The 26,228-nt window shown below is 42.6% G+C and carries 25 protein-coding genes; 8 read left to right on the top strand and 17 right to left on the bottom strand.

Annotated elements, in window-relative coordinates:
* Nucleotides 1-17 precede the first annotated feature (17 nt).
* From F9K23_16565 to F9K23_16545, 5 genes are all read right to left on the bottom strand, one after another.
* The gene (locus tag F9K23_16565; protein KAB2913636.1) at nucleotides 18-1,667 is read right to left on the bottom strand and encodes a T9SS type A sorting domain-containing protein; all 1,650 of its coding nucleotides are present in this window, start codon (nucleotides 1,665-1,667) and stop codon (nucleotides 18-20) included.
* Entirely contained in the window at nucleotides 1,657-3,039 is a 1,383-nt protein-coding gene (locus F9K23_16560; GenBank protein KAB2913635.1) for a M20/M25/M40 family metallo-hydrolase, read from the bottom strand. The genes F9K23_16565 and F9K23_16560 overlap by 11 nt, the downstream gene beginning before the upstream one ends.
* 264 nt (nucleotides 3,040-3,303) lie before the next feature.
* Entirely contained in the window at nucleotides 3,304-3,489 is a 186-nt protein-coding gene (locus F9K23_16555) for a hypothetical protein (GenBank protein ID KAB2913634.1), read from the bottom strand.
* Nucleotides 3,476-3,715, bottom strand: coding sequence for a hypothetical protein (locus tag F9K23_16550; protein KAB2913633.1), 240 nt, complete (start codon nucleotides 3,713-3,715; stop codon nucleotides 3,476-3,478). The genes F9K23_16555 and F9K23_16550 overlap by 14 nt, the downstream gene beginning before the upstream one ends.
* Before the next feature lie 214 nt (nucleotides 3,716-3,929).
* Nucleotides 3,930-5,057, bottom strand: a complete 1,128-nt coding sequence (locus tag F9K23_16545) for a type IX secretion system membrane protein PorP/SprF (GenBank protein KAB2913632.1) — start codon at nucleotides 5,055-5,057, stop codon at nucleotides 3,930-3,932.
* A 110-nt stretch (nucleotides 5,058-5,167) separates the two neighbouring features.
* Here F9K23_16545 and F9K23_16540 point away from each other — a divergent pair, with 110 nt between their 5' ends.
* Both F9K23_16540 and F9K23_16535 read left to right on the top strand, forming a co-directional pair.
* The gene (locus F9K23_16540) at nucleotides 5,168-6,451 is read left to right on the top strand and encodes an HlyC/CorC family transporter (protein KAB2913631.1); all 1,284 of its coding nucleotides are present in this window, start codon (nucleotides 5,168-5,170) and stop codon (nucleotides 6,449-6,451) included.
* Nucleotides 6,452-6,501: 50 nt separating this feature from the next.
* On the top strand, nucleotides 6,502-7,083 hold the full coding sequence (locus F9K23_16535) for a hypothetical protein (GenBank protein KAB2913630.1): 582 nt from the start codon (nucleotides 6,502-6,504) through the stop codon (nucleotides 7,081-7,083).
* A 58-nt stretch (nucleotides 7,084-7,141) separates the two neighbouring features.
* Here F9K23_16535 and F9K23_16530 read toward each other — a convergent pair whose 3' ends face one another.
* Together F9K23_16530 and queG are read right to left on the bottom strand one after the other, a co-directional pair.
* Complete coding sequence (locus tag F9K23_16530) at nucleotides 7,142-7,708, bottom strand: hypothetical protein (protein ID KAB2913629.1); 567 nt, start codon at nucleotides 7,706-7,708, stop codon at nucleotides 7,142-7,144.
* A 1-nt stretch (nucleotide 7,709) separates the two neighbouring features.
* A complete protein-coding gene (gene queG, locus F9K23_16525) occupies nucleotides 7,710-8,633 on the bottom strand; it encodes a tRNA epoxyqueuosine(34) reductase QueG (GenBank protein ID KAB2913628.1) in 924 nt (307 codons plus the stop codon).
* A 159-nt stretch (nucleotides 8,634-8,792) separates the two neighbouring features.
* Here queG and F9K23_16520 point away from each other — a divergent pair, with 159 nt between their 5' ends.
* Nucleotides 8,793-9,860, top strand: a complete 1,068-nt coding sequence (locus F9K23_16520; protein KAB2913627.1) for a hypothetical protein — start codon at nucleotides 8,793-8,795, stop codon at nucleotides 9,858-9,860.
* Nucleotides 9,861-9,891: 31 nt separating this feature from the next.
* On the opposite strand, the gene F9K23_16515 is transcribed toward F9K23_16520, so the two are convergent.
* Nucleotides 9,892-10,455 (bottom strand): GNAT family N-acetyltransferase, encoded by a 564-nt coding sequence (locus F9K23_16515; GenBank protein ID KAB2913626.1) that lies wholly within the window; start codon nucleotides 10,453-10,455, stop codon nucleotides 9,892-9,894.
* 381 nt (nucleotides 10,456-10,836) lie between these two features.
* Nucleotides 10,837-11,820, bottom strand: coding sequence for a cation transporter (locus tag F9K23_16510; protein KAB2913625.1), 984 nt, complete (start codon nucleotides 11,818-11,820; stop codon nucleotides 10,837-10,839).
* A 38-nt stretch (nucleotides 11,821-11,858) separates the two neighbouring features.
* Between F9K23_16510 and F9K23_16505 the strand changes: the two genes are divergently transcribed.
* Nucleotides 11,859-12,281 carry an acyl-CoA thioesterase gene (locus F9K23_16505; protein KAB2913624.1) on the top strand — a complete coding sequence of 141 codons (423 nt, stop codon included), beginning with the start codon at nucleotides 11,859-11,861 and terminating at the stop codon, nucleotides 12,279-12,281.
* Between the two features lie 7 nt (nucleotides 12,282-12,288).
* Here the strand turns inward: F9K23_16505 and F9K23_16500 are convergent, their stop codons facing one another.
* Nucleotides 12,289-13,575 (bottom strand): M24 family metallopeptidase, encoded by a 1,287-nt coding sequence (locus F9K23_16500; protein ID KAB2913623.1) that lies wholly within the window; start codon nucleotides 13,573-13,575, stop codon nucleotides 12,289-12,291.
* A 284-nt stretch (nucleotides 13,576-13,859) separates the two neighbouring features.
* Here F9K23_16500 and F9K23_16495 point away from each other — a divergent pair, with 284 nt between their 5' ends.
* The 3 genes from F9K23_16495 to F9K23_16485 are packed head-to-tail and all read left to right on the top strand — an operon-like array spanning nucleotide 13,860 to nucleotide 16,248.
* The gene (locus tag F9K23_16495) at nucleotides 13,860-14,828 is read left to right on the top strand and encodes a M23 family metallopeptidase (GenBank protein ID KAB2913622.1); all 969 of its coding nucleotides are present in this window, start codon (nucleotides 13,860-13,862) and stop codon (nucleotides 14,826-14,828) included.
* A complete protein-coding gene (locus tag F9K23_16490) occupies nucleotides 14,828-15,178 on the top strand; it encodes a MerR family transcriptional regulator (GenBank protein ID KAB2913621.1) in 351 nt (116 codons plus the stop codon). Before F9K23_16495 ends, F9K23_16490 begins: the two co-directional genes overlap by 1 nt.
* Entirely contained in the window at nucleotides 15,175-16,248 is a 1,074-nt protein-coding gene (locus F9K23_16485) for a CapA family protein (protein ID KAB2913620.1), read from the top strand. The genes F9K23_16490 and F9K23_16485 overlap by 4 nt, the downstream gene beginning before the upstream one ends.
* Before the next feature lie 99 nt (nucleotides 16,249-16,347).
* Here the strand turns inward: F9K23_16485 and F9K23_16480 are convergent, their stop codons facing one another.
* From F9K23_16480 to F9K23_16450, 7 genes are all read right to left on the bottom strand, one after another.
* Entirely contained in the window at nucleotides 16,348-16,659 is a 312-nt protein-coding gene (locus F9K23_16480) for a rhodanese-like domain-containing protein (GenBank protein KAB2913619.1), read from the bottom strand.
* Between the two features lie 7 nt (nucleotides 16,660-16,666).
* The gene (locus F9K23_16475) at nucleotides 16,667-18,541 is read right to left on the bottom strand and encodes a T9SS type A sorting domain-containing protein (protein ID KAB2913618.1); all 1,875 of its coding nucleotides are present in this window, start codon (nucleotides 18,539-18,541) and stop codon (nucleotides 16,667-16,669) included.
* Between the two features lie 2 nt (nucleotides 18,542-18,543).
* Entirely contained in the window at nucleotides 18,544-19,314 is a 771-nt protein-coding gene (locus tag F9K23_16470; protein ID KAB2913617.1) for a PASTA domain-containing protein, read from the bottom strand.
* Nucleotides 19,314-21,989: a D-alanine--D-alanine ligase gene (locus tag F9K23_16465; GenBank protein KAB2913616.1), complete on the bottom strand. Its 2,676-nt coding sequence runs from the start codon at nucleotides 21,987-21,989 to the stop codon at nucleotides 19,314-19,316. The genes F9K23_16470 and F9K23_16465 overlap by 1 nt, the downstream gene beginning before the upstream one ends.
* Before the next feature lie 67 nt (nucleotides 21,990-22,056).
* Nucleotides 22,057-22,638, bottom strand: a complete 582-nt coding sequence (locus F9K23_16460; GenBank protein ID KAB2913615.1) for a HAMP domain-containing histidine kinase — start codon at nucleotides 22,636-22,638, stop codon at nucleotides 22,057-22,059.
* 87 nt (nucleotides 22,639-22,725) lie between these two features.
* The gene (locus F9K23_16455; GenBank protein ID KAB2913614.1) at nucleotides 22,726-22,914 is read right to left on the bottom strand and encodes a hypothetical protein; all 189 of its coding nucleotides are present in this window, start codon (nucleotides 22,912-22,914) and stop codon (nucleotides 22,726-22,728) included.
* Nucleotides 22,915-23,292, bottom strand: a complete 378-nt coding sequence (locus F9K23_16450) for a hypothetical protein (protein ID KAB2913613.1) — start codon at nucleotides 23,290-23,292, stop codon at nucleotides 22,915-22,917.
* A 308-nt stretch (nucleotides 23,293-23,600) separates the two neighbouring features.
* On the opposite strand from F9K23_16450, the gene F9K23_16445 reads away from it, so the two are divergent.
* On the top strand, nucleotides 23,601-26,144 hold the full coding sequence (locus F9K23_16445; GenBank protein KAB2913612.1) for a PIG-L family deacetylase: 2,544 nt from the start codon (nucleotides 23,601-23,603) through the stop codon (nucleotides 26,142-26,144).
* Nucleotides 26,145-26,228 lie beyond the last annotated feature (84 nt).

Here is a 26,228-nt window from a genome sequence, read left to right as displayed (position 1 = left end):
TGTTACTCTTTATCCTGTTATTGTTTTATAAACCTGCCCGTGTAGGTAGTGTTGCCATTGTTGACACTCACTATATAAACGCCCGCAGGCAGTGTTTCTATATGTAACCAACCGTTTTGTAGCGCAATAGTTTGTAATTGTTGCCCCAAAACAGTGGTGATGGTGGCATTATCAAACTCACTGCCGCTAATACGCAGCCAATTATTGGCAGGGTTGGGGTATAGTGTCAGTTTATCTTTTTCAACAGTTTCGCCTACACTTTCGGGGTATAAGTATGCTCCGCTTACGCTGGTAACTCCGGTATTGGTCGAGTCTAGCCAATCTTTCAAACGGCTGCGCGGCGTTGAGCCGTTTTTGTCCCAATGCCAATCCAATCGGCCGTAAAAATCAGTACCGTTCAACTTATTACAAGATGCACTTCCGCCCGTAAGGGTTCCAATCAGGTACCCTTTTTTATTAAATAATGCTGAACCGGATGAGCCTGGTTCGGTAACTCCATGACCGTTGGCAGTGGCCGACCATAACACTTCCCAATGGGTATTATCGGGAGAAGTAGGGTAGGGAGCCCCTTTTTTAAGCGGCCATGTAGAGGTAGATATTTTTTTGATATCGTATTTAGGGTGATGGATGCATACTGCGCTATCGGTATAATCTTCGGTAGTATCCAAACTCCAACCTGAATAATACACTCCGTAGCTTGGGGGGATGGGTTGGGTAATTTCAAGCAACAAAAAATCGCTTCCCAGCTCGCCGCCTTTGTCTTCTGTATGTGCCAACACTTTTGAGCCTGTAATTTTATTATCGGCAAGATTGCCTTCGCTCATGGGGTTTGCACACGAGGGGGCTTGGTAGTTAAACGTAAACAACCAGTATTTAAACATGGTATCGTTGCTCAAACTATCATTAAAACCTAAACCGCAGTGCATGGCCGTTAACAAATACGGTTTAATTTTTTGCGAGGTATTGTTTACCATCGTCCCCGTGCACCATTGGGTATTAAAATCAGTATAACTTAAAATGCGCACCACCGAATTGCGTTGGTTTCTCCAGTTATCACCTTCGCTGCAATTTACATTTACATTACAGCTTGAGGCATCACCAAAGCCATCGGTTTGGGTTTCGTTGGGGTCGGTATATCGGTAAATGTAGCAAAGCCTTTCAATTGTTAAATGTGCAGTATTGCTGGTTCCGTTAGGCACAAAATACTCAATCACTGCTTCTTGCCCTGCAACGGGAGTGGTAGAGATGATATTTTGGGTAGAAAAATCAGCCGTTTTGTACGTGTTTTTTACTGCCGGTGTATTATTACCATAAACAATCAGCGATGCTCCGTTGGGCATATTTTCCATCTTACCCAGCAGGGTAACGGCTTTTGCTCCGTCAAGCTTCACTTTTAACCGCCAAACAGAACCTTTATCGGTTGTAATCCACTCACCCGAGTTGTAGGGGGTGAGGTTTACAACTAATAATCGGCCTACGTTCTCAGGGTGGTAAGGCTTTTTACGGCTGTTATCTTCGGCATACATTTGCTCGGCATCCAACCCATTTATGGTATGCACCGCGTTTGGGGCAATGGCAGGCAAGCCGTTTTGTTGCCCTTGTACAGACAAAGCAAGGCCAAAGGCCATTGCCAATGCAGTATATTTTGGTAACGATTTAATACCCATGTTGTGTTAATAAATACATAAACGCAGCAATGGATGCTGCACCTAATTCAAGTTCTCTTTTATTGACGTTCTCAAAGCGGTCGGTGTTGGCATGGTGGAAATCAAAATATCGTTGAGAGTCAGGCACGAACCCTGCCAGCAAAATACCTTTTTGTGATTTTTTTAGGGGACTGATGTCTGCTCCGCCGCCACCGTTGGCAAAATCATGCAGACCGTAAGGCTCAAACAATTTCACCCATTGGCGCACCAACTCTATCTTGCCCGAATCTCCCTCTAAATGAAAACCGCGGGGTGTGAAACCGCCTCTATCGCTTTCAATCGCTGCAATATGTTTTTCTTGCAAACTATCCGCTTGGCGGGCATATTGCAAGGCACCCTTTAACCCGTTTTCTTCGTTCATAAACAACACAGCACGTATGGTACGTTTGGGACGGATACCCAACGCTTTAAATATCCTTACAGCCTCTATCGAGTGTACACAACCCGCACCGTCATCGTGTGCGCCTTCGCCATTATCCCAAGCATCCAAGTGGCCACCTGTAATCACATACTCTTGCGGAAACTCTGTGCCGCGTATTTCTCCTACTACGTTGTACGAAAGTACATCGGGCAAGGTTTCACACGTTTGGCGGAAATAGAACTGCAATTCGGGCTCGCTTTGCAGCAGCAGGCTTAGTTTATCAGCATCCTCGGTGCTAATCGCCGCTGCGGGTATTTTCTGCACACTGTCATCATACACCAACGTACCCGTGTGCGGATGCTTATCTTGTGATAAATTCATCGATCGGACAATAACACCCACCGCACCGTGTTTGGCAGCTTCTTTGGCACCCCAAACCCGTTGATCGACACAACTGCCATAAGCGGCAAACGTATATATTTTACGGGCATCCATAGGGCGACTGTAAAACACAATTTTACCTTCTACCTTATCACGCCCCAGTTTTTCAACCTCTTCAATGCTTTTTACTTCGATTACTTGGGCTTTTATTCCTTTTTTGCCCGTTCCTATACTACCTCCCAAGGCACAAATGTTAACCTTCTCCTTTACGCGCTTACCAATAATTTTTGCTTCTTCAGCGTCGCCACGCACCCAATGGGGCACCATACAAGGTTGTAAAAACACGGTATCAAACCCCAAATCGCTCATGGTTTTATATCCCCATTCAACAGCTTTTTGTGCATTTGCCGAACCGCTTACACGTCCCGGTGCGGTTTTGCATAACTCGCCCAACATGGGGTGGGCTTTGCCACGCAGCAAGGCTTCATCAAACATACGGCGTATAACAGCACTATCAGAGTTGGGGTTTTGGGCTGAGAGGCAAAAGGGTATTGCAAGCAGCCAATAAATAGCAAGTAATTGTTTCTTCATTCGGTGTACCTCCAAATTAACACTAAAAAAACAAGAAGTTAAAATTTGAGTGGTTGCTCATACCTGCACAACAACCTATTGATAGGAGGAGGGCTTAAAGACAGGTATTTAAAATTCTAAAGGGAAACGCCTTATCCTGTCATTCTGAGCGCAGCGTAGCACCTTATAACAACTGTGTAAACAAGGCGAGATAAGATGCTTCTTCGTCAGCAGGACAGAGGTTTCCCCGTCATTGCGAGGTCTCCCGAAGCAATCCCTGCCCCATCAATACAAACGGATTGCTTCAAAACTCAAAAGCAGTTTTTCGCAATGACGATAGACAGGCGCAAGTGCTGTTGCCCATCCTGAGCCTGTCGAAGGGGTGCGGTTGGTATGAATGTGCGGTTTCACCCTATCAAGAGGGAAGGCTTGCGCCCTGCCCAACCACTCCTCGCCTTTAGGAGAGGGCAAAGTTGAGCAATTCAACCATCCTTGCCCTTCGGGTGAGGTAAGCTACAACCCCTAAATCCCCTAAAGGGGACTTTACCCAACGACGTGCAAGTGCTGTTGCCCATCCTGAGCCTGTCGAAGGGGTGCGGTTGGTATGAATGTGCGGTTTCACCCTATCAAGAGGGAAGGCTTGCGCCCTGCCCAACCACCCCTCGCGTTTAGGAGAGGGCGAAGTTGAGTAATTCAACCATCCTTGCCCTTCGGGTGAGGTAAGCTACAACCCCTAAATCCCCTAAAGGGGACTTTAAGCACGACGAACAAGTGCTGTTGCCCATCCTGAGCCTGCCGAAGGAGTGCGGCTGCAATAGCCCTGTCCTGCTGACAAAGGAAGCCTCTTATCCCGCTCTGTTGGCACAATTGCAATAAGGTTCTTCGCTGCGCTCAGAATGACAATACAAACCCTACAAAATGGGGCAGTTAATAGGTTTCCAGCCTACACGGCGTTTTACACACCACTCGATAGAAACCGAGATTTCATGAGAGCCCGGTGCAGCTTGCCGTGCGCTTGATACAGTAATGTCATAGCTATACCCAATTTTAAATTTATCAAACTTAAACCCAACCAACGCAATAATAGCATCAGAGTTAGGGGCAGTTTGCCTAAACCATAACCCCGATACAAAAGAGCCTTTGTTCAGGTAAAATCCGATATTGGTTTGAAAAAATCGCTGCTGCGCCATTATCAATATATTTGGAGAAATGGTCATTGGTTGTTCCATTGGGTTGGGCTTCGATTTCTTTAAAGAGATTACAGTACCCGCGTGCAGCGTATAACGGCGTGGTAGCGTAGTACCCTCGCCGGTATTGTGAAAAAACGATTGGTTAGGCTCGGTAATATTGTGTACTGCAACCCCAGCATAAAACGACCCTGAATAAATGAGCCCGCCTGCCGAAAAGTTGGGATAGGTTACCGTGTTGGTGGCAAAGGTTTCTTTGGTAGGCTCAACAAAACCTCTTTTGGGCACAATTTCATCGCCAAAATGCAGTCGGCTAAAGTCAATAGAGCGCTGCATAATGCCCGCTTGTATAGCCAAACTAAACCCAAAGCGTTTGTGGTTGTGGCCGCCAAACATCCCCATAAATGAATAAACGCCGCTTACTGCCGTGGTAGTTAGCAGCCCGTCTCCGGCTACATCACGCAGGGCAAGCATACCCACACCGCCGTGTGCCCCGCCCGCATATTGGTCGAAAGATGCCGCGAAGGTTTTAAAGCTACCCGGTAACGATGGCCACTGATTACGGTAATTAAGCACCATACGTCCGCCTGCCTGCTTATCGCTGCAAGCCGAAGTACCCGCCAAAGCCGGGTTGGTGTACACGGGTGCTGCATAAAACTGTGTAAACTCAGGGTCTTGGGCGTTTGCAATGCAACAAACCATCAATAAAGCCATTCCGGTAATAGCCCTTTTAGGACTTACTTTTTTAAGTACAAATAGTGCCATTGGAGTAGGTTGGGGCTTAGTTAATAAAACAGGTGTAATATTTAATTGGATACAGTGCGCGCTGGTTTTCGTTGCCCCTTTTACCATATTTTAGACAAATGCCTATTACTGTCACCGTCAAGGTTTCCCGATTGTGGATATGAGGATTTATAATCTATCGCTGTTATTGCTGTTTTACTACCTTTGCTCATATTCCTATGGAAATACTGTTTATTTTTTTATTGATTTTACTGAACGGGGTATTCTCGATGGCCGAAATCGCTTTGGTATCAGCCCGTAAATCAAGACTTGAAAGTGCCGCTAAAAAAGGTAGTTCAAAAGCCAAACTGGCATTAGAGTTATCCAATGCACCCAATAAATTTCTTTCAACCGTACAAATCGGCATTACGCTGATAGGCATTTTAACGGGTATTTATAGTGGTGAAAACATTACCAATCAATTACAGGCCAATGTTGAGAAAATAGAGTCATTAGCCCCTTACAGCAATACCATTGCCATTGTGGTGGTGTTGGTGTGTATTACGTTTTTCTCGTTGGTATTAGGCGAATTGCTGCCAAAACGTATCGGACTTACCAATCCTGAAAAGATTGCCAAAGCGGTAGCACAGCCCATGAATATTATTTCAAAAATCACAGCTCCGTTTGTATGGCTGCTTACCAGTGTTACCGATGGGTTGATAGCCTTGTTGGGTATTAAACCTTCTACCGATAGCAAAGTAACGGAGGAGGAAATAAAATCGATTATACAGGAAGGAACTACTTCGGGTGAAGTGCAGGAGATTGAGCAGGATATTATGGAGCGGGTATTTAATATGGGCGACCGTAATGTAAGCTCGCTGATGACTCACCGACAGGACGTAGTATTGCTAGATATTAATTTTTCTCCCGACAGGATTAGGGAAGAGGTAGCCAAGGGGGTGCACTCGGTATATCCGGTGTATGAAAACGATAAATACGAGATTGAGGGATATATTTTGCTGAAGGATTTGTTTATGCACCTGCAAAAGCCTGATTTTAAAATAGCCGAGCACATGCACCAGCCGCATTTTATCAGTGAGCATCTATCGGCATACGAGGCGTTGGAGAATTTTAAGAAAAGCCGCATACACCATGCGATAGTGAGCGATGAATACGGCCAGATGCAGGGGTTGATAACTATGAATGATTTGCTAACGGCGTTGGTGGGCGATGTGGACGAGTTTTATAAAGAAGATTACACGCTGCAACAACGCGAAGACGGCAGTTGGATTATTGACGGGGATTATCCGTTTTACGACTTTTTGAATTATTTTGAAGTGGACGATAGTAATATGCAGCACACGTTTAATACAGTGGGCGGCTTAATTATCCATGAATTAAAAAATATACCCAGCGAAAAAGATACACTTGTGTGGCAAAACCTGCGCCTTGAGGTGATAGATATGGACGGTGCCCGCATTGATAAAATTATGATTACACAGGTGAAAGAGAACGGGGACTAAATTATCCGTTAGCAGGTTAAAATTCTCGGTATAAGTTTTATTTTTAAAACGTGAATGACTTATATGAAGGTATTGGAGTAGTTCTATTCGAATACCCCCTTTATTGGGTAATTCCTGCTACATTTTTTGTGTTGTATAAATATAACGAGAATACTATTAGGGAGTATGTACTCAATAAAAACTATCTATTCAGCGCTTTATTTGTAGTAATACTAATAGGGTTTTTAACAAACATGGACAACGACCAGCAATACGGTTGTATTATTGATAGACAGCCAATATTTGCACCTCAAAACATCTTGTACACGACGATTTCATTGCTATTGGCTCTTTCAGCTACATTAATACAAAACACCAATTACCGACTACTGTTTTTATCTATCGAATTATTATACTGGTTGTATAAATTGTATTATATAAATAAAGTAAATGTTGTTGGTTTTGTTGGTGTTAGTGTGCCTAATGTTTCTGTGTTTGAGTTCTTTGCCTTAGCGATACGTTTGCAGTTGATAAATCTTTTAATGAACCTCAATAAATCCTTAAAATTTGTATTTGGTATTTCAGCCGTTTTAATAATTTTAAAAATTGTAATTGATTTATCAGGCATATTCAAAGTGACAACTGATTTTTAACGTAACCATAGTATTGATAAAATCATAATTACACAGGTGAAAGAGAATGGAGATTAAGTTACTCCCTTACTTCAATTACCCTATATATCTCAGGCCAACGGGTTGAATATTCTATTTGAAGCGTTTCTCCTGCTTTGTATTTAGAAAAAGTAATAGGGCGCATTACCAACGGCCCGTTAGGAATACGATACGATAGGCGTTTATCGCAATACCAGTTATTGTTATAGTATACCCTTCCTCCTCTACGGCTGTATGGCATACAAAGCACATGCGCTTCGCATTTACCGGTAGTACTATTTAGCAGCAGGTATTTTGTTGTATATGCCGAAGAAATCACAATAATAATAAGCAGGGATTTTGTGAGGATAGATAATTTACGCGAGGAAAGGTTTTTTATAAGACTGAATCGGGCGTTTCGGGTGCTGTTTCGTTGTTTTAGCAGTATGTATAAAGCGTTGCAAAACAAGCTTGAAAAGAAGTATCCGAGAATGGCCGATGCGGGAAGAAGAAATAGGTGTGGCTTTTTTGTATTAATAAAAAACGAAAAATAGGCGGCTACAACACATAACAGCACTAATGCGGCGTAAAAAAATAAATACTGTTTTGTTTTTTGCGGGGTAATCAAATCAATCTCCTTTTAAAAAAGTAAGAGTACGCTTTAAGCCTTTGTATCCGGTACGTTTCACCGGACTGTTTTTAAACAGTTGCTTAAACACATCTTCGGTTATTTCGTGCCATTGGCGGGCATCCATCGTCATCAAATCAGGGTGAGGTTCAAACTCAGGTTCGTTGTGGGGTTGGCTAAAACGGTTCCAAGGGCATACCTGTTGGCATATATCGCAGCCAAACGCCCAGTTATCCATTTTCCCTTTAAACTCGGCAGGTATCTCGTCCTTCAACTCAATAGTAAGATAGCTGATGCACTTGCTGCCATCTACCCAATAGGGGGTAATCGCCTCCGTAGGGCAGGCATCAATGCAGGCGGTGCAAGTACCGCAATAGTCCTTAATAGGGGCATCAGGCTCCAATTCAAGGTCAATAATCAACTCCCCCAAAAAAAAATAACTGCCCCGTTGTTTATTAATCAGCAAGGTATGCTTACCCGTCCAGCCCAAACCACTTTTCTTAGCCCAAGCCCGCTCCATCACAGGGGCACTGTCAACAAACGCCCGTCCGTGCACCTCGCCAATCGTATCGGTAATAAATTGCAATAGTTGTTTCAGCTTATCCTTCACCACAAAATGATAATCCGTGTGGTAGGCATACTTGCTTATTTTGGGAGCATCAGCGTGTTGTTGTTGCTGCGGGGTGTAATAATTATATAGAAACGACACCACTGATTTTGCCCCCTCCACCAGTTTTGTAGGGTCGAGGCGTTTATCAAAATGGTTTTCCATGTACCCCATTTGGCCGTGCATTCCTTGCTGCAACCAACGCTCTAAACGGCGGGCTTCATCGTCTAAAAAGCCTGCTTTACTCACACCGCAAAAGCTAAAACCCAATCGGCGGGCTTCTTCTTTTATCAGTCGGGTATGCAGGGCTTTGTCCATTGCCCAAAAATACTAACAGATACTAACATTATCACACCTTGTTAGTAGTAACAGTAGTAACAAGGTGTTTATAGTGTTACTATATTTTTGTTATTTGTGTTAATTATCTTTGATAAGATGATACAGTCCATACAAACTGCTTTTCGACTTTTAAGAGCATTGAAAAAAAGTTACAGCCTAATTTTAGTAGGCTTTTTCATTGTATTTAGCTTACTTATAAAGTACCCAATTGAAAAGGAAACTGAGTTAGATGATCTGGTAGGGAAAATTATTGATTTTACTGCGATATTTTCAGCGTTATTGATAACCTTTATCATATCAAAAGCATATCAGATAAGGCAAGAGAAAAATATTCTTATTCAAGAAGCTCTACCTTTATCAAATAAGGTAACTTATCTAAGAAGCATTGCGCATATTCTTATCACTTATGATTTTTTTAATACAGAAATGAAAAGAAATATCGACAATAGGTTTCCAAATCTGACAATAATAGAATACAACGATACAAGTGGCAAATATGAAGAAATACAGAACGAAATATCCAATGAGGAAGGAAAAGATTCTGAAGATTACAAATACTATGGTTTTCGTCTATATATGAAGTTTAAAGCTTTGGTTTCAAAAAGAGTGGTGTCCCGAGACGCTGATAGAAAATTAACAGAGCTAGATAAAGTTCCGAAGCGAATACATTGGTCTGAAGAAACGTTCTTATATCTTGACACGGCTAGGGATAAATTGTATCCTTTCTTTTTTATAGATGCATGCGTCGTCAATAATGTAGCGAGCTTTGGGATTAATAAGACTCCAAATAGATTTACCTTAGGTAATATTCCCAAAGAACCTTTTGACAGAATATTAACTCTAGCAGTTAAAATAGATGAAAAATTTAAAAATAGGCCATTAACTTTAGACTTGCTGGATGAAATTGGAAATGATTTTGAAAGCTCCTATTTGCCTAAACTATGGGAGAAGATGTACGAAATTGAAAAGGGTGCTGATAGATTGCTGATAACATTGCTCAATTCATTGTTAATTATTGTTTTATTTGGTGTAGTTATTCCATTAATTATCTCCTCCATTGGTTGTAATTTTTTTCTTAAAAGGGCTGTTGTTTATATATGTTTTCTAATATTACTAATACTGATTTCTTATTTCATAGTTGAGTTAAAACGCATGATACTTTCAGTTATTAAGCCAAAGAAGAATAAATATATCAGAGTGCACTAGTAACAGTAGTAACAAGGTGTTATTACTGTTACTATGTTACTATATCGTAGGGATTGAAAAGGGTATAGATGGCAGAATCTAAGAATTTGCCGTTGTAGTAATAATTTTCTTTAAAATAGGCTTCTCGCACAAAACCTACGCTTTCGGCCAACTTTATCGATGGAATATTTGCAGGGTTTATATTGGCCTCAATGGTATGCAGTTTTATGGTTTTAAAAGCATAATCGGCAGCAGTTAATAAGGCTTCTTTCATTATCCCTTGGCGGTGGTAATCAGCGTGCAGCATATAACCCACCTCGCCCCGGTAGTGTTCTTTCACCAATCGCCAAAAGCCAATGGTACCAATCAACCTGTCAGAGCCTTTAAGGGTAATTGCCCAGCTGATACCCTCGTTAGCAGCCACTATATCCATCATGCGCTGTACCAATATTTTGGCATCGTCGATAGTTTCGGCACGCGGACGGTCGATGTATTCCATCAACCCTCTGTTTGAGCGCAGTAAAAACACGTCTTCATCATCTTTGTGACTTATTTCGCGCAGCACCAATCGTTCGGTGTGCAACGTGGGGAAGGGGCTGAAATTAACGGTTAACATAGTTTACTGCATAGTTAGTATTTACTAACCAAATCTGTAAACTTTTTTTAGGGGGGCTGTGCGCAAGACTTCCCCCTGCTAAGGGGGAACACAAGGGGGTGTCGGCCAGTTTGACACCCCCTTACTCCCCCTTGATAGGGGGAAACCGCCGCGCTTGCCTGCCAACCGCACCCTTCGGCAAGCTCAGGATGGGCAACTGCACTTGTCTCGTCTATCGTCATTACGAAAAACCGCTTTTGGGTTTTGAAGCAATCCGTTTGTATGGATGGGCAGGGATTGCTTCGGGAGACCTCGCAATGGCGGGGATTCTCTTTTTTTAGAATTTAGTAATTAGAGTTTAGAATTTGGCTATTGCAGCCGCACCCTTCGACAGGCTCAAGACTACAGCCCGTGTTTTTTGTTTTGCATTACGTTTTCAAGACTCCAATCCATCTTGTTTTCAAAGGGATGCTTGCGCTCTTTGCAATCGGCTATCTGACATATCTTGCAAGAGGTTTCAATACAGCCGTCGGTATGGATAAAAAACTCCACGCCTTGCTGATAGTGTTCGCTTATTAATTTATCTATGGCTTCTACCTCTGCATGGGCTTCTTTGATGGTAAAATACCACGGCAGGGTAATGTGACAATCAACGTGCAAACTGCTGCCGTACTTAATAATCCGCATGTTGTGTATATCTACCCAAGCAGGCCTGCGGTTATCATTCACAATTTTTATCACATCAACCAGCAAATCGGTGTCAGCTTCGTCCATAATACCTGCTACCGAGCGGCGTAAAATGCCAATCCCTGTGTAGATAATCAGTCCGCCCATCGCCATTGCCAAGGCATTATCCAGCCAGTTAAATCCCGTAAAATACAAAACGGCCAAGCCTGCCAGTACGCCAATGGTGGTGTAGGCATCAGATTTTAAGTGTTTTCCGCTGGCGATAAGAGTGATAGAGTCGGTTTTTGTTCCTTGCGATACTAAACGCCATCCCAGTAAATAGTTTAATAACCCTGCTGCCGAGGTGATGTACAGCCCTATATCGAGGTTGGTTAGTTGGCTGGGCTGAAAAAAGTTGATGGTTGATTTTACTATCATCATCAACCCAGTAGCGGCAATTAACGTTCCCTCTACCGAGGCTGAAATAAATTCTACTTTACCATGACCGTAGGGGTGGTCGGCGTCTTTAGGTTTGGCGGCCAAATACAAGCTATACACCCCCATTATGCCTGCGGCAATATTTACAATACTCTCGAGGGCATCAGTAAGTATAGTGTTTGAGTGGGTAAGAAAGTAAGCCACAAATTTGCCTGCCATAATAACGGCACCAATGGCAAGAGTGTTTACTTGTAAGCGTAAATTGGGGTTTTGACGAAGCATTTTAACACATCAAAAATAACAATTTGTAACTTGCCTGCATGAATGTTGTTTTTCCTGTGGTGCTTACTTTGAGGATTGATTGGAGCGAAATTGATATATACGGGCACGTAAATAATGTTTCGTATTTTAAATATGTGCAGGCTGCAAGGGTAAATTACTGGGAGCAGGTGGGCATAACAGATTATCATGCTGAAACGAATATAGGGCCTATGCTGGCAGGCAGCAAATGCACATTTAAACGTCCGTTGTTTTATCCGGGTACGGTACGCATTGAATCGAGGGTAGAGTTTATTAAGAACACAAGTTTTGGTATTGTGCACCGGTTGCTTGACGGTGAGGGTACTATTGCCGCCGAAGCCGAGGATGTGATTGTGATGTTTGATTTTAATAAACACGAAAAAAGCCCCTTTCCGCCGTTTATTAAACAACGGATTGAGGAGCTTGAGAAAAAAACGTTTTAGCAGATAATCAGGCGTTCATCAATGTTTCTATATGTTCGGCCTCAATGGGAGTGTTTTCCATCAGATTTTTATTACCGTTTTCGGTTATTAAAATGTTGTTTTCTATCCGTATGCCAATGTTTTCGGTAGCTATATAAATACCGGGCTCGTTGGTAAGTACCACGCCTGCCTGTAAGGGTTGTTTCATATCGCCCACATCGTGTACGCTTAATCCCAACAGGTGCGAAAAATTATGGTAGCAATAGGTTTGCAGGGCTTCCTTTCGCAGCGAAGGATTGTGTATCGCCTCTTTTGAAGCCAATCCCAAATCCACCAATTCTTTTAACAATAAGTCAAAACAATGTTGTTGTAAATCGGCCAGTAAAGCCCCCGCAACCATAAGGGTTTGCATGGCTTTGTTTACTCTCAGTACTGCATTGTACACCTGTTTCTGGCGTTGGGTAAACTGTCCGCTTACGGGTATCACACGGGTAAGGTCGGCATTGTAGTTGGCCCATCTGGCAGCGGCATCAACCAATAAAACATCGCCTGCTTGGCATTGCTTACTGTTGGCATTGTAATGCAATATGCAGCTATCGGCACCGCTGGCAATAATGGGATGATAATCAGCCGTGGCAGTGCCGTGTTTGTAGTATTGATGCAGTAGTTCGGCCTCAATTTCATACTCCCACACACCGGGTTTTACTATTTGCAGCAAACGCAAAAAGCCTTGTGTGGTTACATCGGCAGCTTGTTGCAGCAAATCAGCTTCCACAGCACTTTTAATCAACCGTAAACTACTGATAATGGGTGCAAGGCGTTTGTACGTGTGCGTTGGGTATTTTTGACGGCACCATTGTGCAAATTGCGCATCTTTATCCTGCACCTCAAGCACAGCGCGTAAATGCTCGTTGGCATTTAGGTAAATGGTTTGCTGTTGCAAAGCATGGGTGTGCAGGGTGGTTTCAAACTCGGTGGTAAGTAGCACAGTATCAATGTCGGCAATACGTTGTGCATCTTCAACCGTAAGTAGCCTGCCCATCCATTTTTCATACAAAGGGTCAAATGGTTTGATAAATAAAATGGTTTTTGACGCCGTTTCACTTTCTCTTACCAGCAACAAGGTAGTTTCTTCCTGCTCAATACCCGTTAGGTAAAACAAATCGCTGTTGGGTTTGTAGGGGTAAGTCCCATCTGCATTGGTAGGGTAGGTTAGATTAGCATTTATCACCGCCACGCTATAGGGTTTCATTTTACTCAAAAGCCGCTCACGGTTTTGTTTAAAAAGGGAGGTATCTATCAGTATCTTTTTCATACCTGCAAGTTGACTACTGTAGGGGGCTTTTTTGGTGTAAAAAAGGGACAATCTTTACATACTAACGATTATCGAAGGGGTGCGGCTGGTAAACGCTTCCTTGTTTACTTAAGTGCTAACAATGGATTACTAATAACCAATAACTGTTAACAAACAACTACGTAGGATTTGCTAAGCATATCTCCCCGCAAATTCTTACCTTCGCTACAAGTTGATGTTTGGAAATAACAGGCAGGCACAAATGTTGCTGCTGTTTTTATCCCTTCTAAAACCTTACACACACAATGGCTAAAAAGACCAAGTACTTTTTCGACCCGCATAGTCTTACTTATGAAATTGCCCATACCAGTTGGGGTAAAATGGCGTTGCGTGTATTTGGTTTCTTGAGTGCATCGGCGGTGTTGGGTGCTATAATTATGGCAGTGTCGTACACTTATTTCAGTTCACCCAAAGAAAAAATACTGGAAGATAGGCTTGATGAATACAGGCTACAGGTATCACTCTATGAAAAAACTGTTGATGAATTATCAGCCTCGCTTGAACAACTGAATAAACGCGACGAAGAAATATACCGCGTAGTGTTTGAGGCTCCTCCATTGCAAGACAGTACTAAGAACCCGCAAAGCATTTTTGAACGTTATAAAAATAAGGTGGGGTTGGACGAAGAGGATAATATGGAGCGGATGAAGACCAAGTTGGCTAATCTTGCTTCAAGAATGAAGGTGCAATCGGCATCGTTTGATGATATTTTAGAACGTGCCAAACGCAAGCAGGATATGTTGGCAAGCATACCTGCCATACAACCCATTTCAAACAAAGAGCTTGATCGTGTGGCATCGGGTTTCGGGTATCGTATCCATCCCATTTACAAAACGGTTAAAATGCACTCGGGTATGGATTTTACGGCCAGTAAGGGTACTCCTATTTATGCCACAGGAAACGGTACGGTTACTTTTGCAGGCTATAACGAAGGCTACGGCTACCACGTGATTATTAATCACGGCTACGGTTACGAGAGTTTATATGCCCACATGACGAAGATAGAGGCCAAGCAAGGTCAATCTATCAATAGGGGACAGCGTATAGGCACTGTAGGTTCTTCGGGCTTATCAACCGCACCGCATTTGCATTACGAGATTATTAAAAACGGAGATAAGGTAAATCCTGTACACTTTTACTACAACGATTTGTCGCCCGAGGATTACGAACGTATTAAAGAACTGGCTGCGGCCAATAACCAATCATTTGACTGATGCTGCCTGAAGAAGAAAACCCCGACAAAATGTACTATTCTATCAGCGAGGTTTCTACCATGCTGAATGTGAATGCTTCACTCATCCGCTTTTGGGAAAAGGAATTTGATGTATTGCGACCTAAGAAGAACAGCAAGGGAAACCGTCAGTTTACCCGTGATGATGTAGCTAATTTGAGATTGATATACCATTTGGTGAAGGAGCAAGGCTATACATTGCAGGGAGCTAATGAGAAATTGAAGCTGGATAAAGGCCAAGGCACTAAAAAGGTGGAGATTATAGACAGCTTGTATAAGATACGCAACTTATTAACCGATATTAAAGATATACTGGACAAGGAAGCCAAATGAAATACATTGTAACCTCGTTATTAATCGCTTTTACACTTTTTAACGCTACAGCACAAGTAGAAACCTACCCCACATCACACGATACTTCTTTGCGTGTGGTAACGGTAATTGGCGTAGGGGATATGATGCTGGGCACCAATTATCCCAGCGAAAAACATTTGCCCCCAAACGATGGTAAAAATCTGTTGGACAGCGTGCGTGAAATTTTGCTGGATGCGGACATCACTTTTGGCAACCTTGAAGGTACGTTGGCAGGTGATAAGGGCAAGGTGAAAAAATGCAGTAACCCCAAAGTGTGTTATGCTTTCCGTTCGCCCGTTCATTATGCAAAATACTACAAAGAGGCAGGTTTTGATTTGTTGAGTATTGCCAACAACCACAGCGGTGATTTTGGTGCCGAAGGTCGTGAAATTACCATGACTACTCTTGAGGAATATGGCATACAGTACGCGGGTTTGCTAAGCTGCCCAACAACTGTGATTGAAAAAGACGGTGTTAAATACGGCTTGGCCGCTTTTGCACCTAATAGCGGAACGGTAAGCATTAAAGACATTGAAGGGGCAAAAGCTATTGTAGCTGCCTTGGATAGTTTGTGCGATATACTGATTGTATCGTTTCACGGGGGTGGGGAAGGCCGCGACCGACAACACGTAACCCGTGATACTGAAATGTTTATTGGAGAGAACAGGGGCAATGTGTATGAGTTTAGCCACGCAGTGATTGATGCAGGTGCTGATATTGTTTTCGGGCACGGTCCGCACGTTACCCGCGCAATGGAGTTATATAACAACCGTTTGATTTGCTATAGTTTGGGCAATTTTGCCACCTACGACCGTTTTAGCCTGACTGCCGAAAGCGGAGTTGCACCGATAGTAAAGGTTACAACGGATACAAAAGGGAACTTTATAGGAGCGAAAATCACCCCGATAAAACAAATGGGAGAGGGAATACCCGTGATAGATACCGAAAAACAATGGGCGTTGAAGCTGATACAAGAACTTACCAAAGCTGATTTTCCTGAAACACCGCTATTGATAGGCGACGACGGCGAGGTAGTGAAAAAGCAATAATTGTTGAACTTGCCTATGAAATGTTGAGCTTGCCGAAACAAGGATATAAACCAAAAAAGCCCCAAAACGGAGCTTTTTTATTATATAAAGTTTAAATTCTTATCGCATGGTTGAGCCATACTTAGCTTGCCAATCCATCACACCGCCCAACAAATTGCGAACGTTTGTGAAACCGATTGAACCAAGGTATGCTTTTGCCTGACCGCTGCGGGCACCACTGCGGCAGTGTACAATTATTTCTTCGCCTTTAAGGTCTTCCAACTCATCCACTACGGTAGGCAATGTACCCAATGGAATAAGGCGGCCGCCAATATTAAACTCTTCGTATTCGTGAGGTTCACGCACATCAATTACAATAAGGTCTTCACCGTTATCCATGCGCGTCTTTAATTCTTCGGAGGTAATGTCCATATACTATTTACTGTTTTATGAATTTAGTCGTATTAAATCCTATTGAAGGATTATGTAAAGTTAAAAAATATAATCCGTTTGGCAATATACTGATAGGCAGTGTATTTGTTTCAAAAGTGTTTATAACCCCTGTGTTAATTGTTTTTCCTGCTATATCCGTAATAGTGTAGGTGTATATATCTTGTTGGGCAATATCTATTGAAATTTCTGTTGAAGCGGGATTTGGGTACACATTTATTGCATTAAATCCTTTTGCGGTCAAGGGGATTATACCCACTAAAGTAGTGTCTTTAATAAAGTTTTTACCTACGTGGGGGCGCATCATCAGCGTACCGGGTATTTCTGATAAATACCATTTTCCGGTAGTATTAAAGTACAAACCGGGATTGCCAATGGCTTTGCGGTTGCTGGTGTAATTCCTGTCCCAGCCTACGTTTAGGTGGAAAGTAGAGGTTTGCACCCAGCCTATGTAAAACTCGCCGCTTACAGCTATAGCACTATCCAGAATATATGTGTGATATCCGTTAATAGAATCGGTATAAGTAGGGTAAGTTACCAACTTGGTGTACAAAAGCGTTTCTTGTGAACCATTGGGTGTAATGTTTTGCCAAACAGCAAGGTTAAAAGCCCTTTTAATGGTGTCTTCTGCCTGAAAATAATAAACTGAAATTGCACGTAAACTGTCGGGTTTGTTAAGCCTGAAACGGTAGGCAATTTTACCTGAACCGCGTTTTAGTCCGTAACCTGTTTCAGCAGTGCCATCGTCGTAGGCATAATAATTGGCAAACGTAAGTTTTCGGGTAACGGAGTCGTTGGCAATTCTAAAGTTTGCTCCTGTTATTTTTAAAAACTCAGCAGCAGTGTAGGTTACTGTGTCTTCTGTACGGGCTACTACATTGTAATTTGAGGCAACCCCGAATCCTTTTTCGCTGAACGGATTGATAGAGAAACCGCTACCGGGTTGGTTAATTACCAAATTACCGGCATCATCACGCACCTGACGGTTGAAAACGTCCACAGTACGACCTTGGTCAAATAAATTACTCAAATAACCAACAGTACTATCTGTTACTTCCAACGATTCAAAAGTTTTGAATTGGTCGTAGGGCATTTCTTGGTATTCTTTCAAAAACGACATCGGTTTTTGCGAAACCGCTACATCGGCAAAAATACTGTCGGCTGCCGTGCGGTTACGCTCCATATAAATATAATCAAGATGCCATTGGCCTACGCCGCCTATGTAGCTTTGATAATTAATAAAACGGAATTGGAAACCTGCATGAAAATATTCAGGAGCTTCAAGTTTTAGCAAAGCAGGTTTAAAATCGCTTAGTGCAATACCGGGTGTAGACCATACGGTATACCAAAACCCTAAGTTGTTTTTAAATTGCAGGATTAAAGAGTCTTTTCCTTGTAGGGATTGAAAACTCAAACCCTGTGCCTGGTAAAAAAAGCTCAGGAAAATATTATTACCGCTGCTGTATGCAGAAATATCAATGGGTTGTGAAGTAAGGGTGTCGCAAGGGCCGTGTATATCCGCACGAATGTTTAAATAGGGGCGACCAGTACTGTCCAATGCGTCTAAAGTAGCAACCCCGATGCTGGGAGCTTTTACCGGAAAATCAGTATTTACATACGCCAAACGGTTGGTCCAGCGGCTTTCATCCGGAAAAACCTCTCCCTTAGAAAAATCTTCGAAAAAAGGTAATAACAACGTATCTGTAATACCGCTTTTGCGTATAAAGGTTGAGTTTTTAAGTTGTAATTGCTGTTTAAGTGCAGGGTTCGCCGTCAGGGGTACCAGTACCTCCTCATTCAGCTGCGCATTTACACCAACACCAATACATATAAGGGCTATAGCGCCCGATAGCTTTTTAAACATTGTTAGTCGCTTTGCTTTAAGAACAAATCTATTTCTTGACCAATATACGCGCCTCTACCCGCTTCAGGGGTTTGACGGTATACTTTGGCCGTTATTTTATCGGTAACGTTTTTATCGTACGATACCGCACCTATATTTAACCCTAAAAGGCTCAATTCTATTGTGGCTTCGTCTAAAGTTAATCCCCCTAAGTCGGGCATTACGATGTTTTTATCACCGTCATCCTCGCCTTTACTTATCACCAAATCTATTTTGCTGCCTTTTTCAATCCCGTCGCCGGCCTTTACTTTCTTGCCGTTAAAACTCATCCCCAACACCCTGTTTACTGATAAATCGGCACGGGTGGTTATCTCACCCACTTCCAAACCCTCGGCAGTAAGTTTGCTCACCGCTTCACGCAGGCCAATATCCAAAATGTCGGGCACCTTCACAATAGGTACAGGACGGGCGTTGATGGTAAGGTACACAATGCGGTTCTTCTTCACCTTAGTGCCTTCGGCAGGGTTTTGGTCAACTACTTGGTTGGGTTTCGCCTTTGGCATATATACTGAGTCAAACACAACATAGCGCAAGTCTTTTTCATCCAGCAAACGGGTGGCTTCGTCATACACCAAACCTTTTACTTTAGGGACTGGTAAACTTTGCCCGTGGTTGGTCATAAACTTCAACAGCCAGTTTATTACTAATAAAAACAGCAGTATTGAGGCTATGCCTATGAGCAGCTTTGCCCACCATTTTGAATGTAAAAAGCCCGTAACGAATTTATTTGCCATCAGTTTGCTTGCTGTGCATTGTTTTTGGTGAAACCGTATTGTAGTATTTTATCAATAAAATCATAAGGCATATACCCGTTTAGTGCACTTTGGTGGAAAATGCAAGTTGCGGGAGTCATACCGGGCAACGAATTTACTTCAATAAATATTACTTCCACTTTGTTGTTGTGGTGCACTTTTACAAAAGCATCTATTCGTGCATAGCCTTCAATATTCAACAATTTTGCGGCACGTTCCAACTCTGTTTTTACAGCATCGGCAATGTAACGGTCTTCTGTAGGCTCTTTTGAGTAACGCGCAGGGGTAATGTTTTGCCCTTGTCCCGCTAAAAATTTCTCTTCTAATGATAAGATTTCTTTTTCGGCCAGTGTTTCGCTCGGCTCAAACATTTCATAGCGTATTCCGCCGTTTTCTGTGCGGTGGGTTAATAAACCGCCCGTTACTTCTAAAAATATCTTAGCATCCGATTTGTCAATGAACTTTTCGGCCAAGAAGTAGCTTTTACGCGGAAACTCTTCTTTGGGCAACAGTTTCAATCGTTGTTCCAATTCAGGTTCGCGGGCTTCGGTTTCCCTAAACATCAATCGGGCAAACGCATCCAACTCCTCGCGGGTTTTTATTTTCTTCACAGCACTGCTGCAACCGTCGTCGGCAGGTTTTGCAATCATCGGCAACCCTGTTACTGACAGTATTTTATCATAAAATGCTGCGCTATCAGCTGCCCAATCTTCTTTTTTGGCCAATACGTGCGGTGCTACCGAAAAACCGTTGGCGGCAAGCAACTCAGCCGTATCGTATTTATTTATGGTGATTTGTGAGCTGTAATAGCCAGAGCCGTTGTAGGGCAATCCCACTTTTTCAAGTTGTACTTGCAAGCTCCCGTCTTCTCCCGGTCTTCCGTGCAAAGCAATAAATACCCCATCAGCCAGCTGTGCCAGTTGCTCAAAGCCAATTAGGTGCGGAGCTGCATCGTGCTTTTGTCCGTTGCCAAAACGTTGCAAAACGGGAAGGCACTCGTCAGCTATTTTTTGCAGATACGGGTTAGGGTGATAGTTTCTCACCTTTTCGGCAATATCATCAGCATTGTCTTTCAACATCATGCTCACCGGCACTAAGTACATTTGGTAAGCATCATCACTGCCTGTTAAAAACACAGGTACGGGAGTGTATTTGGGCGATGAAGAAAGCTTTTCGTAAATATTGCGGCCACTTTCCATAGAGATGTGTCGCTCGGTAGAGTAACCGCCCATAATTACGGCAATGCGTTTCTTTTCTTGGGCTTGGTTTGCAGTACTGTCCAGTTCAGTCTTTAAACGGTCATACACAGCCTTGTAATGAAAGTTTTCCATGCTGGTTTCAGCACGTTCTTTCAAGCTGGTATATAATATAAAGGTTAGGAATTGAGAAGGGTTCAATCCTATTTCGGCCGCTTGGTGGAAGAAGAACGACGAAGGCATCATACCCGAAGTGGTATTAGGGTCGTTCAGGAATATTTTTCCATCAGCCGTAATAAATCCGTCCAAACGGGCATACGTATTAAAACGGAAGTAACTATACAGTTGTTGCGCCTTTTGGCGGATGGCTTCTATTTGTGCATCGGGTAAATCGATAGGGGTTACTTTGCGTGATAAACCGGGCAAATATTTTGAGCGGTAATCAAACACCTCTTGTCCCTTTACAATTTCAGTAGGAGGGAGTGCAATGGGTTTTTCATCCAAACCCCTGATAACAATACACGAAAACTCACGCCCTTTTACAAACTCTTCTATCAGCACCTCGCTCTCGTTTTGCAGTGCTTGCAAAACCACATGGGGCGCATTTTGTAATTCGCTTTCAAGGGTGTGCAGCACATCGTCGGGCAGGTTAATCAGGCTGTTGTTAAATAACAAAGGCAATCCTAATCCTTCACGGATATCACATACTGAACGTACGTATTCAATTTTTTGAAATTGGTTCAGATGGTTCCACTCAAATGCAGTAACGGTAATGTTAAAGAACGCTTTATCAATAGCCGCAGCTAATTCGTCAGCCGTTTTTACAACACTAACTCCCAATGAAGAACCTTGATTGGCAGGCTTCACTACCAACGGGTAGGTAAGTGAATCAGTATTTATTGAACGGTTTTCTTCCCAGCGGGTACGGGTTACTAAAGTATAATTGGGCGTATCAAATCCGCCTGCCTGCAAAAATTGTTTTTGTATGGCCTTGCTGATACCAATAGCAGAGGGTAGTATTCCTGAACCTGTATAGGGTATTTTCAGCCATTCAAGCATCCCTTGTATGGTGCCGTCTTCGCCGTAACTGCCGTGCAGGGCTAAAAAAGCAATATCAATCAGTTGGGGTAATTCGTCAACGGTAACCCTGCGGCCTATTTGGCCTATCATGGCATCGTAGTTTAGTTTGCCGCTTTTTACATCGGCTTCTAAACTCTCTACATATACCTGAAAATTGTATTGACTTTCGGGCAGGTATTGCACCGGCGGGTAAAAATCGCGGATGCTGCCTTTGTATATCAGTTCTTTGTTTAAAAGAATAAGGGTGTTGAAGCTATCTACAAACAATGGAACGGGTGTAAACAATAACTTATTAAGGTTATCATATACCGTTCTACCGCCAGAAAACGATACTTCCCTTTCGCGGGATGCCCCGCCGAAAAATATTCCAACTTTTATCACGGCGCAAAGATACGCTTTGGGGCTATTGCTAGGTAGTGGTTTAGTAAAGTGTGTAAACAGTTAGCTATTATAAACTTTTGGCGATAGTAAACACAAATTTTGCCCCTTGTGGAACATTGTTATGCACCCAAATATGACCGTTTGCTTGTGTAACCAGCTTTTTAACTATCGATAGGCCGATACCGTAGCTGTCGGTTTTAGTATTCTTAAGGTTTTCGAACAGGTTGAATATTTTTTCACTGCTTTCTTCGGGTATTCCGGGCCCGTTATCAGCTATTGAAAACTCAAAGTAATCGTCTTTGTCAATGCATTGTAACTCTATTGCACACATCGGTTTGTCGTTGTGTTTAATGGCGTTATTAATAAGGTTTGCCACAATTTGTTTTAGCGCAACGCTATTGTAGTAAACAACAGGCAGTTTTGTTGGGTAAGTAATGTTTACCCGTTTGTTTACGGTATACTCTTCAGCTATTTGATGGCAAAGAGACTGTAAATCAATTTCCTCCATGTGCATGTTGTTAAAGTTTGTACGAGAATAGTCCAAAATCCCGTTTACCATATCGCGGGTTTGTTCGTTTATCAGTTTTAACAATTCAATGTATTGCTTTAGCGAATCGTTTTTTATCCCTTCAAGCTCTGCTTCAATCAAAGCAATTAATGTGTGGGTAGAATTGAGGGGAGATTTAATGTCATGAGCAACTGTAAAGCAAAAACGCTCAAGACTTTGGTTGGTTTCTTACAACATCGATTTTTTTACCACGTTGGCCTCCAATTCCTCACTCAACATATTCAGGCCATAAGCCATTACATCAATCGGGTCGTTTGTAATTTCCGTTACTATGCGTTTAGAAAAATTAAGACTGGCTATCGCCCCAATCATTTCTATCAAATCATTAATTCGTCCCTCTTCTACTTGTATATCCATCTATAAAAAAGTCTTTAACCATTCAATAGCTTTTGCTTCATCCTTGAATAACTTCACAGGAAACTTGGTTTTATTAAGGCCAAGAAAAAAGTTGCCGATTAATTGAGATAGGGAAGAACTTATTAGAAGTCCACAAGCACTTTGTACCTTAGCTACTTCAGCACTTGCCAAGTAAGCTCTCGCTTCTTTTGTAGCACCTTTGGATTGGGTGATGTCAACTAATACAGGAACTATTTTGCCGTTTGCTATAGATTTAACAGCTTCAATATTTTCTTTGGCCTCGTCTAACCCCATAAGAATATCGGGGAGCGCGATACATTTTACAATACCGTCATCGGTATAGCTCAACTTTTCAGTCCTAGTTACAATCTCCCTCATATTAGATTAATAACGAGAAAAAACAATAAAAACACTTACCACCGCCAAATTTGTGGTTAAAGGTAATACATTAAAATTAAACAGCATAGAATTGCGTGTTAAAACATTGATTGTTAGTTTTTTATTGTTCTGTAAAGAGGTGTTTTGTCTGCTTAATAGATTTTGATTTTTTTGATTTCAAGTGTGTATAAAATTAAAGAGGTTGTTCAGGTCTTAACAAATATTGGCCTGATTTGTGCGCGGTAATTGGGTTTGTATCGAAATAATTTACAACAGAACCTTAAATCAATACATTTGCTGTTACAACAATGAAACGTAGCACTATTTTCCTATACCTCTGCCTGCTTATTAGTATAAGCGTAAAGGCTCAAAACTCGCCTCAGTATAACTCAGCAGAAATATTACAAAAGCTATACAAGCTAAACACAGTTGGCTCGGTGCTGTATGTAGCCGCCCATCCCGATGACGAAAATACCCGATTGCTGGCCTATCTTGCCAACGAACGCAAGCTGCGCACCGGGTATTTATCGCTTACAAGAGGTGACGGTGGACAAAACCTGATTGGCAAAGAATTGGGAGAACAACTGGGCTTGATACGCACCCAAGAGTTGTTGGCAGCACGCCGTACCGATGGTGCTGAACAGTTTTTTACCCGTGCAAACGATTTTGGGTATAGTAAAAACCCGCAAGAGACATTTGGGTTTTGGAACAAAGACAGCATACTGGCCGATGTGGTATGGGTGATTCGTAATTTCAGACCTGATGTGATAATATGCCGTTTCCCAACCGATGGCAGGGGCGGGCACGGGCATCATACTGCTTCGGCAATATTAGCAGAAGAAGCGTACGAAGCCGCCGCCGACCCTAACCGTTTTCCCGAGCAATTGCAGTACGTACAAGTATGGCAGGCCAAACGGGTGTTTTGGAACTCATACAATTTTGGAACAACCAATACCACCACGCCTGAGCAAATGCAACTGAATGTGGGGTTGTTTAACCCGCTACTGGGTAAAGGATACGGAGAAATTGCCGCCGATAGCCGCTCTAACCACAAAAGCCAAGGCTTTGGCTCGGCAAGGGGCAGGGGCGAGGTGATAGAGTATTTTCAGCAAATAAAAGGTGATTCAGTAAGTCGCGATTTGTTCGAAGGCATCAACCAAACATGGGAAAGGCTTGTAGGAACTAAAAAAATCCAAAAGCTAATTGATAAAATAATTGAAGAGTTTAAACCGCAATCGCCTGAACGCTCAGTTAGCGGGCTGGTGGCATTATACAAAACCCTGCAACAATTGGATGAGACCGATGCCGCGTTGCGGTACTGGAAAGCCCAAAAGCTGAAAGAAACCGAAACACTTATACTTACCTGTGCAGGATTATGGATGGAAGCATACGCCGCTGATTATACAGCAATCCCGGGCGAGGATATTACAATAACAGCTCAGATAGTAAATAACAATGGCCTTGACGCACAATTAAATAGAATCAACTACTTAGGTAAGACAGACACAATATGTTATATTGGTTGGTATCCTTCTCGTAAACTCCAAGGGAAAGACGATAAACCAAAGCCTTTTGTGTTTAAACCTCTTTTACATTCCTTTACTCATACCGAAAAACTAGCAGCCAACACACTTTACTCAACACCGTATTGGTTGCGTGATAATCACACGTTGGGGTTGTATGCTGTTAACGACTTATTAATGATAGGCAAACCTGAAAACGACCCACAGGTGGCCGTAACGTTTTACGTAAGTATTGATGGATTGGAATTGGCTGTTAAACGCCCCGTGGTGTATAAATATACCGACCCTGTTAAAGGCGAAGTGTATCGTCCGTTAGAGATATTGCCGCCAGCTACTGTGAATATTGCCGAACAATCGTATGTGTTTGGAGATACAACTCCGCAAACCGTTAAGTTTATTGTAAAGGCCAATAAAAATAACGTACAAGGCACCTTAAAAGCCGAAATACCCGCCGGTTGGCAAATCACCCTCAAGAATGCCTCTTTTTCTATTGCTAATAAAGGAGAAGAGCAGGTGTTAGAAGCGGTATTACGTGCCACTCCAAACAGCGTGAGCAGCAGTATTATAGCCTCGATAAAAATTGACGGGAAAACCTATAACAAGGCCATACAACGGGTGCAATACGACCACATACCGTATCAATTTACCCTGAGCGATGCCGAAGCTAAATTGGTTAGTATTCCGCTACAAAAAACGAACATTACCATTGGATACATACCCGGTGCCGGCGATGAAGTGGCTAATTGCCTGCGTTTAATAGGCTACAAAGTGGTAGACCTTACTGACGATATGCTGGCTAACGATGATTTGAGCAAATACGGAGCAATTATAACCGGAATACGAGCCTACAACACCAATGCCCGTTTGTTGCAACTTAACAACCGCATCAACGAGTATATAAACAACGGGGGTAATTTTATCGTACAATACAACACCAACAGCAGGGTGGGTCCTTTTGCAGGTAAAATCGGTCCTTATGATTTCACCATTTCACGCAACAGGGTAACCGATGAAACCGCTTCGGTAAAATTCCCCAATCCTGAACATCCGGCACTCACTTATCCCAACAAAATCGGTGATACTGACTTTGAAGGCTGGGTGCAAGAGCGCGGTATTTATTTCGCAACAGAGTTGAACGAAAACTTTGTACCTGTGTTGGAGATGGCCGACCCTAACGAAGAAGCACAAACGGGGAGTTTGATTATAGCCCCTTACGGCAAAGGAAACTTTGTATATACCGGACTTTCGTTTTTTAGAGAATTACCCGACGGTGTACCCGGAGCCTACCGTTTGTTTGTGAATTTACTTAGCCTACCTCAAAACAAATAATGCAGGAAAACGAAGAAAAACCACCGTTTTTAAAATCTTGGGCCAATGTGTATGCATTGGTAGCAGGCACTTTGGTCGTACTGA

The organism is Bacteroidota bacterium, from assembly GCA_008933805.1.
Taxonomy (GTDB): domain Bacteria; phylum Bacteroidota; class Bacteroidia; order UBA8524; family UBA8524; genus SB11.
The sequence above is the reverse complement of the archived record's forward strand: the minus strand, read 5'-3'. Positions and strand labels throughout refer to the sequence as shown.